General features: G+C 71.2%; 13 protein-coding genes. 4 read left to right on the plus strand and 9 right to left on the minus strand.

The genetic code is table 11. From position 1 onward, the window contains the following. Nucleotides 1–41 precede the first annotated feature (41 nt). A complete protein-coding gene (gene guaB / locus MMB17_RS02305) occupies nucleotides 42–1,532 on the minus strand; it encodes an IMP dehydrogenase (protein ID WP_238311806.1) in 1,491 nt (496 codons plus the stop codon). Nucleotides 1,533–1,764: 232 nt separating this feature from the next. Beyond that, nucleotides 1,765–2,646, minus strand: coding sequence for a DUF3313 domain-containing protein (locus MMB17_RS02310; protein ID WP_420847319.1), 882 nt, complete (start codon nucleotides 2,644–2,646; stop codon nucleotides 1,765–1,767). 299 nt (nucleotides 2,647–2,945) lie between these two features. Between MMB17_RS02310 and MMB17_RS02315 the strand changes: the two genes are divergently transcribed. Next, nucleotides 2,946–4,418, plus strand: coding sequence for an MFS transporter (locus MMB17_RS02315; RefSeq protein WP_241100927.1), 1,473 nt, complete (start codon nucleotides 2,946–2,948; stop codon nucleotides 4,416–4,418). Here MMB17_RS02315 and MMB17_RS02320 read toward each other — a convergent pair. The 3 genes from MMB17_RS02320 to MMB17_RS02330 all read right to left on the minus strand — a co-directional run bounded on the left by MMB17_RS02320 (nucleotide 4,375) and on the right by MMB17_RS02330 (nucleotide 6,996). Then, complete coding sequence (locus MMB17_RS02320; RefSeq protein WP_241100928.1) at nucleotides 4,375–4,890, minus strand: DoxX family protein; 516 nt, start codon at nucleotides 4,888–4,890, stop codon at nucleotides 4,375–4,377. The two genes, MMB17_RS02315 and MMB17_RS02320, sit on opposite strands and share 44 nt — an antisense overlap. 79 nt (nucleotides 4,891–4,969) lie before the next feature. Beyond that, nucleotides 4,970–6,136, minus strand: a complete 1,167-nt coding sequence (locus tag MMB17_RS02325; protein ID WP_338041787.1) for a multidrug effflux MFS transporter — start codon at nucleotides 6,134–6,136, stop codon at nucleotides 4,970–4,972. Nucleotides 6,137–6,414: 278 nt separating this feature from the next. Then, a complete protein-coding gene (locus MMB17_RS02330) occupies nucleotides 6,415–6,996 on the minus strand; it encodes a hypothetical protein (RefSeq protein WP_241100929.1) in 582 nt (193 codons plus the stop codon). A gap of 208 nt (nucleotides 6,997–7,204) precedes the next feature. Between MMB17_RS02330 and MMB17_RS02335 the strand changes: the two genes are divergently transcribed. From MMB17_RS02335 to MMB17_RS02345, 3 genes are all read left to right on the plus strand, one after another. Further along, nucleotides 7,205–8,899 (plus strand): serine hydrolase, encoded by a 1,695-nt coding sequence (locus tag MMB17_RS02335; RefSeq protein ID WP_241100930.1) that lies wholly within the window; start codon nucleotides 7,205–7,207, stop codon nucleotides 8,897–8,899. Nucleotides 8,900–9,130: 231 nt separating this feature from the next. Continuing rightward, nucleotides 9,131–10,654: an aldehyde dehydrogenase gene (gene adh / locus MMB17_RS02340; RefSeq protein ID WP_241100931.1), complete on the plus strand. Its 1,524-nt coding sequence runs from the start codon at nucleotides 9,131–9,133 to the stop codon at nucleotides 10,652–10,654. A 130-nt stretch (nucleotides 10,655–10,784) separates the two neighbouring features. Beyond that, the gene (locus MMB17_RS02345; RefSeq protein WP_241100932.1) at nucleotides 10,785–11,225 is read left to right on the plus strand and encodes a DUF779 domain-containing protein; all 441 of its coding nucleotides are present in this window, start codon (nucleotides 10,785–10,787) and stop codon (nucleotides 11,223–11,225) included. A 70-nt stretch (nucleotides 11,226–11,295) separates the two neighbouring features. On the opposite strand, the gene MMB17_RS02350 is transcribed toward MMB17_RS02345, so the two are convergent. The 4 genes from MMB17_RS02350 to MMB17_RS02365 form a co-directional block, all read right to left on the minus strand. Then, a complete protein-coding gene (locus MMB17_RS02350; protein WP_238311813.1) occupies nucleotides 11,296–12,591 on the minus strand; it encodes an alpha-hydroxy acid oxidase in 1,296 nt (431 codons plus the stop codon). Nucleotides 12,592–12,992: 401 nt separating this feature from the next. Next, the gene (locus MMB17_RS02355; RefSeq protein ID WP_241100933.1) at nucleotides 12,993–13,598 is read right to left on the minus strand and encodes a sarcosine oxidase subunit gamma; all 606 of its coding nucleotides are present in this window, start codon (nucleotides 13,596–13,598) and stop codon (nucleotides 12,993–12,995) included. Then, a complete protein-coding gene (locus MMB17_RS02360; RefSeq protein ID WP_241100934.1) occupies nucleotides 13,591–16,620 on the minus strand; it encodes a sarcosine oxidase subunit alpha family protein in 3,030 nt (1,009 codons plus the stop codon). The genes MMB17_RS02355 and MMB17_RS02360 overlap by 8 nt, the downstream gene beginning before the upstream one ends. Continuing rightward, nucleotides 16,613–16,915 carry a sarcosine oxidase subunit delta gene (locus MMB17_RS02365; RefSeq protein ID WP_241100935.1) on the minus strand — a complete coding sequence of 101 codons (303 nt, stop codon included), beginning with the start codon at nucleotides 16,913–16,915 and terminating at the stop codon, nucleotides 16,613–16,615. The genes MMB17_RS02360 and MMB17_RS02365 overlap by 8 nt, the downstream gene beginning before the upstream one ends. Nucleotides 16,916–16,950: the final 35 nt, after the last annotated feature.

Raw genomic sequence — 16,950 nt, forward strand, 5'->3', positions numbered from 1 at the left:
TCATCCGGGACCGTGGGACACGGTCCCGGACTCTGCCGATCTTACCGGCTCGGGTAGTTCGGGCTCTCGCGGGTGATGGTCACGTCGTGGACGTGGCTCTCGCGCAGGCCGGCATTGGTGATGCGCACGAACTGCGCCTTCTCCTGGAATTCCGGCACGCTCGGCGCGCCGACATAGCCCATCGCCGCGCGCAGGCCGCCGGCGAGCTGGTGCAGCACCGCGGCGACCGGGCCCTTGTAGGGGACCTGCCCCTCGATGCCCTCCGGCACGAGCTTGTGGGTGTCGCTCACCTCCGCCTGGAAGTAGCGGTCCGCCGAGCCGCGGGCCATGGCGCCCACCGAGCCCATGCCGCGGTAGCTCTTGTAGGAGCGGCCCTGGTACAGGAACACCTCGCCCGGCGCCTCGTCCGTACCCGCGAGCAGCGAGCCGAGCATCGCCACCGAGGCGCCGGCGGCGATCGCCTTGGCGAGGTCGCCCGAGAACTTGATGCCGCCATCGGCGATCACCGGCACGTCGGCGTCGTGGGCCGCCTCCACCGCCTCCATCAGCGCGGTCAGCTGGGGCACGCCCACGCCGGCCACGATGCGGGTGGTGCAGATCGAGCCCGGGCCGATGCCGACCTTGATGGCGTCCGCGCCCGCATCGATCAGCGCCTGGGCGCCCTCGCGGGTGGCGACGTTGCCGGCGACGATCTGCACGGCGTTGGAGAGCGCCTTCACCCGGCGCACGGCGTCGAGCACCTTGATCGAGTGGCCGTGGGCGGTGTCGACCACCACCACGTCGCAGCCGGCATCGATCAGGCGCTCGGCCCGTTCGAAGCCCTGGTCGCCGGTCGTGGTCGCGGCGGCGACGCGCAGGCGGCCCTGCTCGTCCTTCACCGCGTTCGGGTGGGCGACCTGCTTCTCCATATCCTTGACGGTGATCAGGCCGATGCAGCGGTAATGGTCGTCGACCACCAGCAGCTTCTCGATCCGGAACTGGTGGAGCAGGCGCTTGGCCTCGTCCTGGGTCACGCCCTCGCGCACGGTGATGAGGCGGTCCCGCGTCATCAGCTCGGCGACCGACTGGCCGCGCTCGGTCGCGAAGCGCACGTCACGGTTGGTGAGGATGCCGACGAGCTTGCCGCGGGAGCCGTTGGGGCCGCGCTCCACCACCGGGATGCCGGAGATGTTGTGGAGCTTCATCACGCTCAGCGCGTCGGCCAGCGTCTCGTCCGGATGGATGGTGATCGGGTTGAGCACCATGCCCGACTCGTACTTCTTGACGAGGCGGACCTGCTCGGCCTGCTCGGCCGGCTCCAGGTTGCGGTGGATGACGCCGATGCCGCCGTTCTGCGCCATGGCGATGGCCATGGGCGCCTCGGTGACCGTGTCCATCGCCGAGGAGACGATCGGCAGGTTCAGGTGGATCGAGCGGGTGAGGCGCGATGCGACCGAGACCTCGGTCGGCATCACCGACGAGGCTGCGGGGCGCAGGAGCACGTCGTCGAAGGTCAGACCCTCGATGATCGAGTCTGCGCTGAAACGGGCCATGAGCCAACTCCGGATTTTCAGGAACGTTCGCCGGAGGTTGCTGGTGCCGGCGGATCGGATTGGCACGTGCCAGTATCACGCGACCTTCCCGCACGCAAAGGCGGCAAGCCCGCTGCACAGGGGGAAAACGACGGGTCAGCCCTGCATTCCCGGAAGGGAGGCGGGCGCGCTCATGCCCGCCCGTCCCGCCCGGGCGCCCCGCTCCCAAATAAGAGCGCCGGGCCGCGAAGGGCTACGGCAGGCCGCCGGCCGGGCCCTTGTCCGTCCATTCGGGCGGCAGGCCGATATAGTCGCCGATGATGCCGTCGACGCCCGGCGCCCGGCCGAAAGCCTCGCAGTCCGGGTCCAGGGGCGCCTCGCCGAGGGTGGTGATGCGCACGCGGTCGTAGCTCGGGATGCCGAGGGGCGCCTTGAACGGGTCGACGCCGTTGACGAGGTAGGAGCCGAAATCCTGGCCGAACTCGCCGGCGAGGTCGTAGGCGTCGCTGACCGCGGAGAAGCGGGCCTGATTGGTGAAGGCGTTGGCCGCGCCGCCCCAGATCATGGCCGCGCGCTGGCGGTTGCGGGCATCGAGCACCTCCGCCTCCACCGTGAGGCTGCCGAGGCCGATCGGCACCCGCGGCACCGGCACCTTGCCGATCGCGTCGGCGAAGCCGATGCCGACCTGCCCGGCGATAGTGATCGCCGCCGAGAGCCCGACCGTGGAGCCCGCCGCCGGCACGTTGGTGAGATCGACCCGCGAGATGGTCGAGCGCACGGTGAGGTCCGCCTTGCCGTGGCTGACCACGTCGTATTTCAGCGAGAGCTCGTAGCAGAGCGCCCGGTCGGTGGCATTGGCGACGAGCTTGCGCTCGGCCGGCGTCAGGCCCGGGCGGGAGACGGTCTCGGGGAAGGCGGTGGGGATGATACGCACCGTGCGGGCGCGGGACACCACCGGATAGTCGATGAACAGCCGGGCCTCGGAGGCGACCTCGTCGCTCGCCACGAGGCGCGCGGCGCTCGACAGGCTGCGCCCGTCCGTCAGCACGACGTCGCCGCAGCCCGACAGGGCGAGCGCCAGGCCCACGGCCAGGCCCGCGGCGCGACAGAAGGAGCGGGTGTGTTCGAGCCGCACGGACAGCCTGTCTCTTTCGCGGGATTTTTTCAGAGCCGGCGCGGGGGCACCGGCTCCGGGCGGCGCCTCGCCGGAGCCAGGCCCCTCGATCACGCCGTCGTGAGCTTAACCACAAGCCCGTGACCCGCGGAAGCGGCGGCGCAGGGCAGCGTGAACCATCGGTTTGCGCATGTGACTGATCCGCCACGAAAAACCGGCCACGTCCGAAACGCGTCTTTCATCCCGCGTGACTTTCACGCAGCCGCCAAGGGGGCGTACGGGCTTGCAACCCACGGGCCTCGAAGGGCCTTTCGCTCCCGATGCGTCCCGCCCAGATCGTCCCCCTCGTCGTCGCCACCGCGCTCTTCATGGAGAACACCGATTCCACGGTGATCGCCACGGCGCTGCCGGCCATCGCCAAGAGCCTCGGCGAGGACCCGATCGCCCTGAAGCTGGCGCTCACCGCCTATCTCGTGAGCCTCGCGATCTTCATCCCCGTCTCCGGCTGGGCGGCCGACCGCTGGGGGGCGCGCAACGTGTTCCGCGCGGCGCTCTGCGTGTTCATGGCGGGCTCCCTCGCCTGCGCGGGGGCCGGGTCCCTGGCCGGCTTCGTGGGCGCGCGCTTCCTGCAGGGGATCGGCGGGGCGATGATGGTGCCGGTCGGGCGCCTGGTGATCCTGCGCAGCGTGCCGAAATCCGAGCTCGTCGGGGCGCTGGCCTACCTGACCATCCCCGCCCTGATCGGGCCGATCATCGGCCCGCCGCTCGGGGGCTTCATCACCACCTATTTCGACTGGCGCTGGATCTTCTTCATCAACATCCCGATCGGGCTCGCCGGCCTCCTGCTCGCGACCCTGTTTTTCGAGGACCTGCGCGAGGACGAGCGCCCGCCCCTCGACGGCCTGGGCTTCCTGCTCTCCGGGGCGGGGCTCGCGAGCCTGATGCTCGGGCTCGCCTCGACCGGGCGGCATCTCCTGCCGGATTGGGTGTCCTGGGCCTGCATCGCCGCCGGCGCGGGGCTGATCGGGCTCTACCTGCGCCATTCCCGGCGGGTGGCGCATCCGGTGATCCGGCTCGACCTCCTGCGCCACGCCACCTTCCGGGCGGCGGTGACCGGCGGCTCGCTGTTCCGCATCGGCACGGGGGCGATCCACTTCCTGCTGCCGCTGATGCTGCAGATCGGCTTCGGGCTCGATCCCCTGCGCTCCGGCCTGATCACCTTCGCCGCGGCCGCCGGCGCCATGCTGATCAAGATCGTCGGCCCCCGCATCCTGCGGGCCTACGGCTTCCGCCGGGTGATGGTGGCCAACGCGCTGATCGCCTCGGCCTTCCTCGCCGCCAACGGGCTGTTCACGGCGCAGACGCCGCACGGGATCATCGTGGCGGTGCTGCTCGTCGGCGGCTGCGTGCGCTCGCTGCAATTCACCTGCGTGAACGCCATCGCCTATGCCGACCTGGAGCAGAGGGAGATGAGCGCGGCGACCAGCCTCGCCAGCGTGGCGCAGCAGATCTCCTTGAGCCTCGGCGTGACCCTCGGCGCCCTGGCGCTCGAGGGCACCGCGGCCTGGCACGGCCATGCCGGCCTCACGGCGGACGACTTCCCCCTCGCCTTCCTCGCGGTGGCGCTGATCTCGGCGGGCTCGTTCTTCGTGTTCCGCGGCCTCGCGCCGGATGCGGGCGACGAGGTCTCCGGTCACAGGATCGCGGTGGTGCGCCCCGCCGACGGCGCGCCCGCGACCCTGGCCCCGCTCACGCCGCCGCCCGGGCCGGAGCGCGGCCGGGGGCACGCTTAGCCCCGCCCGCCTTGGCGCCGGAGCGCGGGGCCGCCTTGGCCGGGGCGCGGGCCGGCGCGGATCCGCCGCGGCGCAGGCCCTGCCAGCTCCAGGCGCCGGGGCCGGTCATCGCGTACATCAGGAAGGCGCCGGCGAGCCCGAGATCGGCGAGCAGGAAGCTGCGCTCCACCACGGCGCTGCCGCCGGCATAGAGCCAGAACGGGTGCAGCAGCCCCGCCATCGCCGCCACGAAGCCGGCCATGGCGAAGCCGGTGATCCGCGGCATCACCCCGAGGATGACCGCGAGCGGCCCGAACACCTGGACGACCACCGCCGCGGTGGCGACGGCGTTGGGCGCGGGCATGCCGGCACTGGCCAGGGTGAGCGCGAAGCCCGAGACGTTGAGCGCCCGGGCGATCCCCGTCGGCAGCAGGGCCGCCGCCATCAGCAGCCGCGAGGCGAGGAGCACGCCGTTCTGGGCACGACCGGTCACGAGGGCAACTCCGCGCAGGATGAGGCGGATGTCAGGCTTGCGCGCAGGCGTTGAAGGAGCGGTTAAGCCTTCCGCGTCCTCAACCGGAAACGCCCGCCCGAAACAGTTTCCCGCGCTCCGTCCACAGCACGACGAGGAAGGCCGCGCCGCCGAGCACGGCGTAGCCGAGGCCGACCGGCATCACCGTGCCGTCGAAGGTCTGGCCGATGATCGCGCCGCCCGCCGCCCCGAGCAGGGTCGTGTAGAAGCCGAGGAAGGAGGAGGCGGTGCCCGCCACCGCCCCGAGGGGCTGCAGCGCCAGGGCGTTGAAGTTCGGCATGGCGAAGCTGATCATGAACTGGTTGGCGCAGAGCACCGCCATGAACAGCCACAGGGGCGGGTGGCCGTGATAGGCGAGCCCGATGCCGACCTGCACCAGGGCGACCGCGGTGAAGGCGATGACGCCGGCATGGGACAGGGTGCGCATGCCGAGCCGCTGCACCACCCGGGCATTGACGAGGGTGGCCGCGCCCATGGCGCCCGCCACCGCCGCGAAGGCGAGCGGGAACAGCCCGCCGAGATGATAGAGCCCGGAATCGAAGACCTGCTCGGCCGAGCCGACATAGCCCATGATGCAGCCGGTGAGCAGGCCGAGCGCCGTGGCGTAGCCCACGGCGACGCGGGTGCGCAGGGTGATCTTCACCGCCTCCCAGGTCGCCTTCAGCGAGAGCGGCCGCCGGTACTCGGGATGCAGGGTCTCCGGCATGCGCGTCGTGAACCAGAGCACGAGCAGGCCCGAGAGCGCCAGCATCGACACGAAGACCCAGTGCCAGGAGCCGAGGAGCAGCATGGTCGAGCCGATCGCCGGGGCGATCATCGGCACGATCAGGAACACCATCATGATGAGCGACATCACGCTCGCCATCTGCCGGCCGGCGAAGCGGTCGCGCACGATGGCGGTGGAGAGCACCCGTCCCCCAGCGGCGCCCACGCCCTGCACCACCCGCGCCGCGAGCAGCCAGCCATAGGTCGGCGCCACCATCGCCGCGAGGCAGGCGACGACGTAGATCGCGAGGCTCGCGAGCAGCACGCGCCGCCGCCCCAGGGCGTCCGAGACCGGGCCGTAGACGATCTGCCCCACCGCGAAGCCGATCATGTAGACATAGACGAGGAGCTGCAGGTGGTTGGGATCGGCCACGCCGAAGCGCTCGCGGATCGCCGGGAAGGCCGGCAGCAGGTTGTCGATCGACATGGCGGTGACCGCCATCATCAGGGCGACGATGGCGACGAACTCGCCGAAGCGGGGCCCGTCCCAGGGCGGCGCCCCGGCCGGATCCCCGGGGGAGACCGGGTTGCCGGGGGGAAGGACGGGACGGCCGGGCGCGGGCCGGAAGGGTGCGGTCACGGGCGGTGCTTTCGCGGCGAACGAGGCCGGTTCGGACGGAAACGGGGGGCGGAACGAAGAGAGCCGCATCCGGCCCCGGATGCGGCGTCACGATGGGAGAACGTCCTTCTCCCGGAAATGCCCGGGAGAGAAGCGCGGCGTTATTCCTGGCCCTGCCCCTCGCCCATCACGGCGGCGAGCGTGTCGTAGTTCCTCGTGACCAGGGCGATGTTGCCCTCCGAGGGCTGGGAGGGCTCGCCCTGGGCGAGCGCCTGCCTCAGTTCCTTGAGCGCCGCGGCCTTGTCCTTGGCGGGCATGGCCTTGTCGGCCTCGACGGCCGCGATCTGCTTCCTGAGGAGCGGCGCCACGCCGACATAGGCCTTCGTCTCCGGATCGACCCCGTCGAGCACCGCCTCGACGCTGTCGGCCGCCCCCTGGAAATCGTCGAGGCCGGCAAAGCCGTTCTTCTTCACGATGGCCTCGACCGCGGCCTTGGCCTTGGGATCGGGCTTCTCGCCGTCGCCGGCGGAGGAGACCTTGGCGAGCTCGCCCTGCGCGGCGACGATCCCGTCGATCTGCGCCTGGGTCAGCGCGACCTCCTTGGGCGGCGCGGGGGCCTTGGCCGGCGCCGCCGCGGCCCTGGATTGGGCCCAGGCCGCCGAGCCCTCGAGAAGCGCGGAGGCGGGGGCGAGGCTCCCGGCCGCGAGGGCGGCAGCGAGCAGGATGCGCGCGGTGGTCGTCATGGATCTGCCTCTGCTGTCGGTTCCACGTGCAGGAGGCTGGCGGACGCTCCGAAGGACACCGCACCGACCAGCCAGGGTTGCGTGCCACCCGCTCGGGGCGAAACCGTGATCCGGACCGGGATGGCGGGCGCCCCCTTGCCGGCACCGTGCCGAAGCGCACATCCCGTCTCGGGGACGCCTCGGACGAAGACCGGAGGATCGGAGGCCCGTGACCCATGCCGCCTGGCTGCTCCGCCTGGCCCTGTCCCTCCTCCTGCCGGCGCTGCCGATGACGGCGCGGGCCGCGGGGGACGACGCCGCCCCCGAGACCCGGGCGGCGGCCTTGGTCGAGCCCTACCGGGAGGCGGGGCTGATGTCGGGCGTGGTCCTGGTGGCGCGGGACGGCAAACCGCTGTTCCGGCAGGCCTATGGGCTCGCCGACCGGGAATGGGGCATCGCCAACACCCCCGACACGCATTTCCGCATCGGCTCGCTCACCAAGCAATTCACCGCCGCCGCCATCCTGCTCCTCGCGGAGGCCGGCAAACTCACCCTCGACGATCCCGTGGCGCGCTTCCTGCCCGATCTGCCTCCGGCCTGGGCGAAGGTGCGGCTGCGCCACCTGCTCGGGCACACATCGGGCATCGTCAACTACACGGCCATGCCGGACTACCTCGCCACCACGGCGCGGCTGGAGCCGCCGCCGCGGGCGATCCTCGCCAGCGTGGCGAAGGAGGCCCTGCTCTTCGCGCCGGGCACGCGGGTCGAGTACAGCAACACCAATTACCTGCTGCTCGGCCTGGTGATCGAGGCCGCCTCCGGCGCGCCCTATCCCCGCTACCTCGCCGAGCATGTCCTGGCGCCGGCCGGGCTCACGCAGACCGGCTACGACGACCTCTCCGCCGTGCTGCCCCGGCGCGCCCGGGGCTACCGCTTCTGGCACGGGCAATGGCGCAACGCCCCGCCGCTTCCCGTGGGCGCGGCCTATGCGGCAGGCGGCCTCTATTCCACCGTGGACGACCTGCTCGCCTGGGACGAGGCCCTGTTCGGCGGGCGGGTGATCTCCCGAACCTCGCTTGCCGCCATGGGCGAGGATGGCGGCCGGGGCTACGGCTTCGGCTGGTATATCGGCACGGCGCATGGCCAGCGGCTCTGGTCCCATGCCGGCATGGTCTCGGGCTTCCTCGCCCAGACCGACTATTACCCGGAAGCACGGCTCGCGGTGATCGTGCTCGCCAACAACGAGAACGCCCCGGCCCAGACCCTCGCCCGGGCGCTCGCCGCTCCGTTCCTCGGGCTGGCGGACGCGCCCGAGCCCCTCGCCCTCGAAGAGCTGATCCTCGACCGCTATGCCGGCACCTACCGGCTCGGGCCGCGCTTCTTCCTGACCCTGACCCGCGGCGCGCGCGGCCTCCTCGTCCAGGCGACGGGCCAGCCGGCCTTCCCCTTCCTGCCGGAGAGCGACCGCACCTTCGCCTGCACCGCCCTCGGCGCCCGCATCACCATGGACACCGAGCCCGACGGGCGGCCCAACGGGCTGGTGTGGCACCAGCACGGCCAGGACCAGGTCGCGATCCGGGTCGAGCCGCAGGAGGCGGAGGCCGCCCTGGCGCCGCCGCGGGAGGTCCCGGTCGATCCCGCCCGGCTCGCCGCCCATCTCGGCCGCTACGACCTCGCCGGGCAGCGCCTCACGGTGACGCAGGAGGGCGGGCGCCTGCAAATCCAGCTCGCGGGGCAGCCGCGCTTCCCGCTCCATCCGGAGAGCGCGGAGGCCTTCTTCCTCAAGGAGGTCGATGCGCGGATCCGCTTCGAGGTCGACGCCGTCGGCCGGACCACGGGGCTGAGTCTCACCCAGAACGGGCGCGCCACGCCGGCCCGGCGCCTCGAGGAGAGCGCCCCGCCGGAGCCCGGCCGCGGCCATTGACCGCCCGGGCTCGCCAGTCGCGATAATCAGGAGTAGACATCGCCACCGCAGGTGGAGACCTGACCTTGGAACGTTTCCGATCTTACAAGGAAATCATCAGGTCTCGCCGCGACTTGCCGCGCTGCAAAACCGATTTGGCCTAAAGTCCACCTTGATCTGGCCCCTCGATCGGCCTCCTCTCTCGCGGAAAGCCGTCCACCGGCCATTCAAGAACGCCATGGAGGAAACGCGATGAACAAGCCGGAATTTCTCGCCGACGCCAAGACGAAGTCGCCCTTCTCGGCCCGCTACGACAACTTCATCGGCGGCCAGTGGGTCGCCCCGGCCGCCGGCCGCTACTTCGAGAACACCTCCCCGATCACCGGCAAGGTGGTCTGCGAGGTCGCCCGCTCCGACGCGCAGGACATCGAGAAGGCGCTGGACGCCGCGCATGCCGCCAAGGAAGCCTGGGGCCGCACCGCCCCGGCCGAGCGCGCCCGCATCCTCAACAAGATCGCCGACCGGATGGAGGAGAACCTCGATCTGATCGCGCTGGCCGAGACCTGGGACAACGGCAAGCCGATCCGCGAGACCATGGCCGCCGACATCCCGCTCGCCATCGACCATTGGCGCTACTTCGCCAGCTGCGTGCGGGCGCAGGAAGGCGCGATCTCCGAGATCGACCACGACACGGTCGCCTATCACTTCCACGAGCCGCTGGGCGTCGTCGGCCAGATCATCCCGTGGAACTTCCCGATCCTGATGGCCGTCTGGAAGCTGGCGCCCGCCCTCGCCGCCGGCAACTGCGTCGTCCTGAAGCCCGCCGAGCAGACCCCGGCCTCGATCCTGGTGGTGCTGGAGCTGATCGGCGACCTGCTGCCCCCGGGCGTGGTCAACGTCGTCAACGGCTTCGGTCTGGAGGCCGGCAAGCCGCTCGCCTCGAACCCGCGCATCGCCAAGATCGCCTTCACCGGTGAGACGACCACCGGCCGCCTCATCATGCAATACGCCTCGCAGAACCTGATCCCGGTGACGCTGGAGCTGGGCGGCAAGTCGCCGAACATCTTCTTCGCCGACGTGGCCAACGAGGACGACGACTTCTTCGACAAGGCCCTCGAGGGCTTCACCATGTTCGCCCTCAACCAGGGCGAGGTCTGCACCTGCCCCAGCCGCGCGCTGGTGCACGAGTCGATCTACGACCGCTTCATCGAGCGCGCCGTCAAGCGCGTCGAGGCGATCACGCAAGGGAGCCCCCTCGACCCGGCGACCATGATCGGCGCCCAGGCCTCCTCGGAGCAGCTCGAGAAGATCCTGAGCTACGTCGATATCGGCAAGCAGGAGGGCGCCGAATGCCTCACCGGCGGTGAGCGCGGCACCCGCGAGGGCGATCTGGCCGGCGGCTTCTACATGAAGCCGACCGTGTTCAAGGGCCACAACAAGATGCGGATCTTCCAGGAGGAGATCTTCGGCCCGGTTCTCTCGGTGACGACCTTCAAGGACGACGCCGAGGCGCTCTCCATCGCCAACGACACGCTCTACGGCCTCGGCGCCGGCGTCTGGACCCGCGACGGGACCCGCGCCTACCGCTTCGGCCGGGCGATCCAGGCCGGCCGCGTCTGGACGAACTGCTACCACGCCTACCCGGCCCACGCGGCCTTCGGCGGCTACAAGCAGTCCGGCATCGGCCGCGAGACGCACAAGATGATGCTCGACCATTACCAGCAGACCAAGAACCTGCTGGTGTCCTACTCCCCGAAGAAGCTCGGCTTCTTCTGAGAGACCTCAGACCCGAGACGACCTCGACCCCGGCCGCAAGGCCGGGGTTTTTTGTCGAAGGGCGCGGCGGCGTGGAATTTTCCGCCCCGAGGCTCAGATGAGGACGAGACGCCAGTCAGGGAGACGCAGCATGACCGAACAGCCCCCTCCGGCGGCCGAGGCCGTCGACCCCGTCACCGCCGAGCAGGCCGACACGGCCGGCACGCCCCTGCGGGTGACCGCGACCCCCGCGGCCCTGGAGCTGATCGCGGAGCTGAAGGCGGATTACGGGCCGGTGATGTTCCACCAGTCAGGCGGCTGCTGCGACGGCTCCTCGCCGATGTGCTACCCGGTGGGCGACTTCCTCACCAGCGACGCCGACGTGCATCTCGGCCAGGTCGGCGGCGCGGATTTCTTCATCTCGCGCTCGCAGTTCGAGGTCTGGAAGCACACCCACATCATCCTCGACGTGGTGCCCGGCCGCGGCGGCATGTTCTCCCTGGAGAACGGCCGCGAGAAGCGCTTCCACATCCGCTCGCGCCTGTTCAGCCAGGCCGAGAACGAGGCCCTGGCCGGCGCCTGCCGGATCTGACCTCCGCGCGAAGGGCGCACCTCTCCGTCCTCGCTGGAGGAGGAGAGGTGCGGCTCCGCCGGAAGGCGCCTCAGGCGCGGCCGCTGACGCTGGCGGCGGTGATTTCGGAGATCTTGGTGGCGCCGACCTGGCGCATGATCGTCTCGAATTCCCGCTGCATGATGGTCAGCACGGTCTCGACGCCGGGCTGGCCGAAGGCGGCGAGGCCCCAGCAATAGGGCCGGCCGATGCAGACCGCGGTGGCGCCCAGGGCGAGGCCCTTGAGCACGTCGGTGCCGCGGCGAAAGCCGCTGTCCACCAGAACCGGGATCTTGCCGTTCACCGCCGCGACCACCTCCGGCAGGGCGCCGATGGTCGATTGCAGGCTCTCCTCGGCCCGGCCGCCGTGGTTGGAGACGATCAGGCCGTCGACGCCGTGGGTCAGGGCGAGCTTGGCATCCTCGCCGGTGACGATGCCCTTGAGGACGAGCTTGCCCTTCACGATGCCGCGCAGGCGCTTCACGTAGTCCCAGGTCATGCCGGTGCCGTAGAGGTTCGTCACCTTCGACACGTCGAGGCCGTCGAACATCGGCTTGCGGCTGACCTCGTTCTTGAAGCCCGGCGTGTGGCAATCCGTGCAGGTGCGGGTGTCGAGGCGGCGGGCGCGGAACAGGGTCTCGGTATTGCGGCCGCCCTGGCGGTCGACGGTGAGCACGATGGCCGGGGCGCCCGCAGCCTCGGCGCGCTTCACCAGGGCCTCGGTCACCGCCCAGTCGTCGGTCGGGTAGAGCATGTACCAGACCGGCGCGCCGCGCTCCTTGATCACGTCCTCGATGGCGGTGCTGCCCACCGTCGAGAGGATCATCTGGTGGCCCTTGGCCTTGGCCGCGCGGGCGACCGCCGCCTCGGCCTCGGGGTGGAAGGCGCCCTGGCTGCTGACGGGGGCCAGCGCGATCGGGCTCGCCCAGGTCTCGCCGAAGATCTTCACGCTGGTGTCGATCTTGCGGGCGTCGATCAGGCGGCGCACCCGGATGCGGATGTGGTCGAAGCCGTCACGGTTCGCCTTCAGCGTGGCGTCCGAATCGACGCCGCTGGCGAGGTAGCCGAAATGGGCCGGGGGCAGCGCCTTCTTGGCGGCCGGCTCGAAATCGAACACGTCGAGCGCCTGGTTCGGCTGGTCGATGATCTCGCCGACATTGCCGGGCGACTGGCGCAGCACGTCGTAGCTCTGGGCCAGGGCGCCGCCGCCGAGCAGGGAGGCGCCGCCGAGGGCACCGGCCGCGCCGGGCAGCACGACCGGGCTCGCCGCCAGGAATTCGAGGAACTTGCGACGATTGAAGACCTTCCGGTCCTCGATCTCCTGCATCAGTCGCACGTTCTCGGTCATCGGCCTGCCTTTCTCCACTATTCTCGGTCGGCGGCCATAACAGCTTTGCTGCGCTGCGCAAGAGATTTTGTGCAGTGCAATATATCGCATTAGACTGATTATAATTCAGATCTCGACCGCGAGAATTGCGTCGGCTGGCGAATTTTTCGGAAAGGCATCTTCTAGTTGCATTTAAGAGCAAGAAACAATCTGAAGAGACATTTCCCGAGGATTGTGCGGGCGGCGGGAGATCTTTTCCGGCAGGCTGGTGAGAGGCTGGCCGTGGCCCACCCGGTCCGGAACGACGGCGGCGGCGCCGGTGGTTCTCGACGATGCGCGACGGCGGCCGGCGCGATCGGAGCGGCGACCATGGCCGGCCGCCGGAAACGACCGCCCGAGCCGGGGCTCGGGCGGGAATCGGCTCAGGCCACGACCTCGCAGCCGAATTCGGCGGAGGAATCCGCGAGCCAGGACCAGAAGCTGCCGGCGAAGCTGCGCGCCACGGCGATGTCGTAAACCGGGGCCTCGCTCACCTGCCAGAGCTGCGCGCCGATATGGGCGATGCTGGTGACCGCCGCGTGGCCGGCGTGGAAGGCGCGGGGATGCAGGTCCAGGGACACGCCCTTGGCGAGCGCCACCCGGGCATCGCGCCCGGAGACGCGGACCACGGCGCGGCCGTCCGACTGGTCGGTGACCGAGGCGATGCCGGCCAGCGCCGCCGGCAGCGCCGCGAAGGCGCCGCGGTCCTCGGCCACGGCGAGCCACTGGCCCGGGCCGGACCAGACCAGACCGGTCGTCCCCGTGAACAGCGTCCGGCCCGGTGCGGGCAGGTCGAGCCGGAGGATCTCGCGGATCTTCTCCGCCAGCGCGGCCTCCTGGCCGTCCGCGACGAGGATCGTGGCGAGGCCGAGATGGTCGCGCAGGGTCAGGCGGACACCGGCCTCGCCGGTGGAGCGCCCGAGCCGTCCGGCCTTGGCAGAGCCGGCCCAGGCGCTGCGGGGCCGCCAGGTGGTCGCGATCTCAGGCACGCAGCTTCTCCTCCTTCGGGTCCACGAAGACGGGCGGGCAGATCTCGACCTCGATGTCGCCGCCGCGGACGGGATCGTAGGCCCGCACCCGCTCGCCGATGCGCGCCGGCCCGCGCTTGATCAGGCCGATCCCGATCCAGTGGCCGAGGCTCGGGGAATGGGCCACCGAGGTCATGTAGCCCTCGTCCGCCTCCAGGCTCGGGCTCGCGCCGAGGGCCAGGAAATGGGCGCCGGCGCGCAGGCGCTGGCTCCGGTCGACCGGCTTGAAGCCGACGAGCGTCGGGCGGTCCGGCTCGGTCAGGCCCGCGCGCTCCTTCAGCAGGCGGCCGACATAGTCCTTCTTCTTGGCGAGCATGCCGCCCAGCCCGAGGTCCCCGGCCGTGGTCTGGCCGTTGATCTCGGCACCGGCCGCGTGGCCCTTCTCGATGCGCATCACCGAGAGCGCCTCGGTGCCGTAGGGAATGATGCCGTGGGGCGCGCCCGCGGCCAGGATCGCCTCCCAGGCGGCCTCGCCATAGGCCGCCGGCACCGCGATCTCGTAGGCGAGCTCGCCGGAGAAGGAGATGCGGAACAGCCGCGCCGGGATGCCGCCGCCCACCGTGATCTCGGCGCTGGCCAGGAACGGGAAGGCCTCGTTGGAGAGGTCGAAGCCCGGATCGACCACGGCGCGCAGGGTGTCGCGGGAACGGGGGCCGGCCACCGCGAACTGGGCCCATTGCTCGCTCACCGTGGCGAGCTGCACGTCGAGCTCCGGCCAGAGCCACTGCCGGCAGAATTCGAGGTGCTGCATCACCTTGGCCGCGTGGGCGGTCGAGGCCGTCATCACGAAGTGGCGCTCGGCGAGCCGGGCGATGGTGCCGTCGTCGAGGACCAGGCCGTCCTCCCGCAGGAGCAGGGCGTAGCGGGCCTTGCCGATGGCGAGCGTGCCGAAGGGGTTGGCGCAGACCTTCTCGATGAAGGCGAGGGCGTCGCGGCCCTGGATGTCGATCTTGCCGAAGGTGCTGACGTCGCACAGCCCCACCTGGCTGCGCACGGTCGTGACCTCGCGGTTCACGGTCTGCAGCCAGTCGGTCTCCCCGGCCTTCGGGAAATAGGCCGCGCGCAGCCACTGCCCGACCTCGACGAAGACGGCGCCCTGCCGCTCCGCCCAGGCATGGGACGGGGTGTGCCGCGTGGCGCGGAACGCCTTGCCGCGGTGATGGCCGGCCAGCGCCCCGATCGCCACCGGGGTGAAGGGCGGGCGGAACACGGTGGTGCCCACCGCCGGGATCGGCTTGCCCGTCAGCTCCGCCATGATCGACAGGCCGGCGAGGTTCGAGGTCTTGCCCTGATCGGTCGCCATGCCGAGGGTGGTGTAGCGCTTCAGGAGCTCGACCGCGCGGAAGCCCTCGCGATGGGCGAGCTCCACGTCGGTGGCGGCCACGTCGTTCTGGAAGTCGACGAAGGCCTTGCCCTTCGGCTTCGGCACCCGCCAGAGCGGGACATGGCCGAGATGCTCGGGATCCGTCGTCGGCGTCGGAGCGGCCGCGGCGGTGAAGCCGCAGGCCTCGGCCGCCGCGCGGCCGGCTTCGGCGCCCGTCTCCAGGGCCTCGGAGAGGCTGAAGCGTCCGGCGGCGGCACCCGCCGCGACGAAGCCGGAGGGCAGCGTGCCCGGCACGAAGGCGTGGACCGCCTCGTTCCAGACCGGCTTGCGGGAGAGATGCGAGTCGAGATGGACGATCGGATTCCAGCCATTGGCCATGGCGAGCCCGTCGCAGGGGATCGTCAGGGCGTGGCCCGCCGCATCGACGACCTCGATGCCGGTGAGCCCCAGCCGCCCCTTGGTGCCGGCGACGTAGCCGCCCAGGAACACCCGGGCACCGGCGGACTCGGCCGCGCGGCGCAGCTCCGGCGACACCTCGGTGCGGGTGTCGATCACCGCGGCGAGGCGCCCGCCCGCGGCGGCGATGTCGGCCACCGTGCGCCAGCCGTCGTCGCTGGAGGTGAAGACGGCGAGGTTGCGGCCCGGCAGCACGCCGTAGCGGTTGAGATAGGTCCGCATCGCGCCGGCGAGCATCACGCCCGGCCGGTCGTTGCCGCCGAAGACGTGGGGACGCTCGAGGGCGCCGGCGGCGAGCACCGCGCGCTTGGCCGTGATCCGCCAGGAGCGCTGGCGCGGCTGGTGCGCGGGCGGCACCGGCAGGTGGTCGGAGACGCGCTCGACCGCGCCATAGGCGCCGTGGTCGTAGACGCCGAACAGGGTGGTGCGCGGCATCAGCCGCACCTCGGGCAGGCTCTCCAGCTCGGCGATGACGGCGGCGGCCCATTCGGCGGCCGGGCGGCCGTCGATCTCCCGCCGCTCGGCGAGCAGCCGGCCGCCCAGCGCGAAATCCTCGTCGACCAGGATGACCCGGGCGCCGGCCCGGCCCGCGGCGAGCGCCGCCGAGAGACCGGCCGCCCCGCCGCCGATCACGAGCAGATCGCAATGGGCATAGGCCCGCTCGTAATGATCCGGATCGGGGGCGTCGGCCGCGTGGCCGAGGCCCGCGGCGCGGCGGATCATCGGCTCGTAGAGCTTCTCCCAGAGGGAGGACGGCCACATGAAGGTCTTGTAGTAGAAGCCGGCGGCGAAGATCGGCGCGGCCAGGGCGTTCACCTCCAGGGCGTCGTAGCGCAGGGAGGGCCAGCGATTCTGGCTCGCCGCCTCGAGGCCCTGATACAGCTCCGCCACCGTGGCGCGGGTGTTGGGCTCGCGCCGGGCGCCCGAGCGCAGCTCGACCAGGGCGTTCGGCTCCTCGGAGCCCGCGCTCAGGATGCCGCGGGGGCGGTGATACTTGAACGAGCGCCCGACCAGCCGCACGCCGTTGGCGAGCAGCGCCGAGGCCAGCGTGTCGCCCTGGAAGCCGGAGAAGGTCTTGCCGTCGAAGGTGAAGTCGAGGGCGCGGCGCCGGTCGATGGCCCCGCCGGTCGCCCGGCGGAAGGGCTGGGTCGTTGCCGCCCGAACCGGGGAGGCCGGCGGAAAATCGGGGGTCTTCTCAAGCATGGTCGGCGCTCCCTGCCTGCGCCGCGGCGCGATGCCGGGCCGCGTCCCGGGCCGGGACGACATCGGTGATCGCGTGGGTGCGGGTGTCGCGGGTCACGACGAGCCAGGAGCGGCAGCCGGCGGCGTGGTACCAGAGCTCGCGGGTCTCTCCGGCGACGTTGTCGCGCAGATAGACATAGTCGTGCATGGCTTCGGCGGTGGCTTCGAGGCCATCCGGCCGGACCGGGGCGGCGTCGCCGAGATAGCTGAACTCGCCGTTGTCGCGCTCCCCGCAATAGGGGCATCGGATGCGCATGGCTCTTCGTCCTGTTGAAGACAAGCCCCTCCCCG

It is taken from the genome of Methylobacterium organophilum, from assembly GCF_022533465.1.
Classification (GTDB): Bacteria; Pseudomonadota; Alphaproteobacteria; order Rhizobiales; family Beijerinckiaceae; genus Methylobacterium; species Methylobacterium organophilum.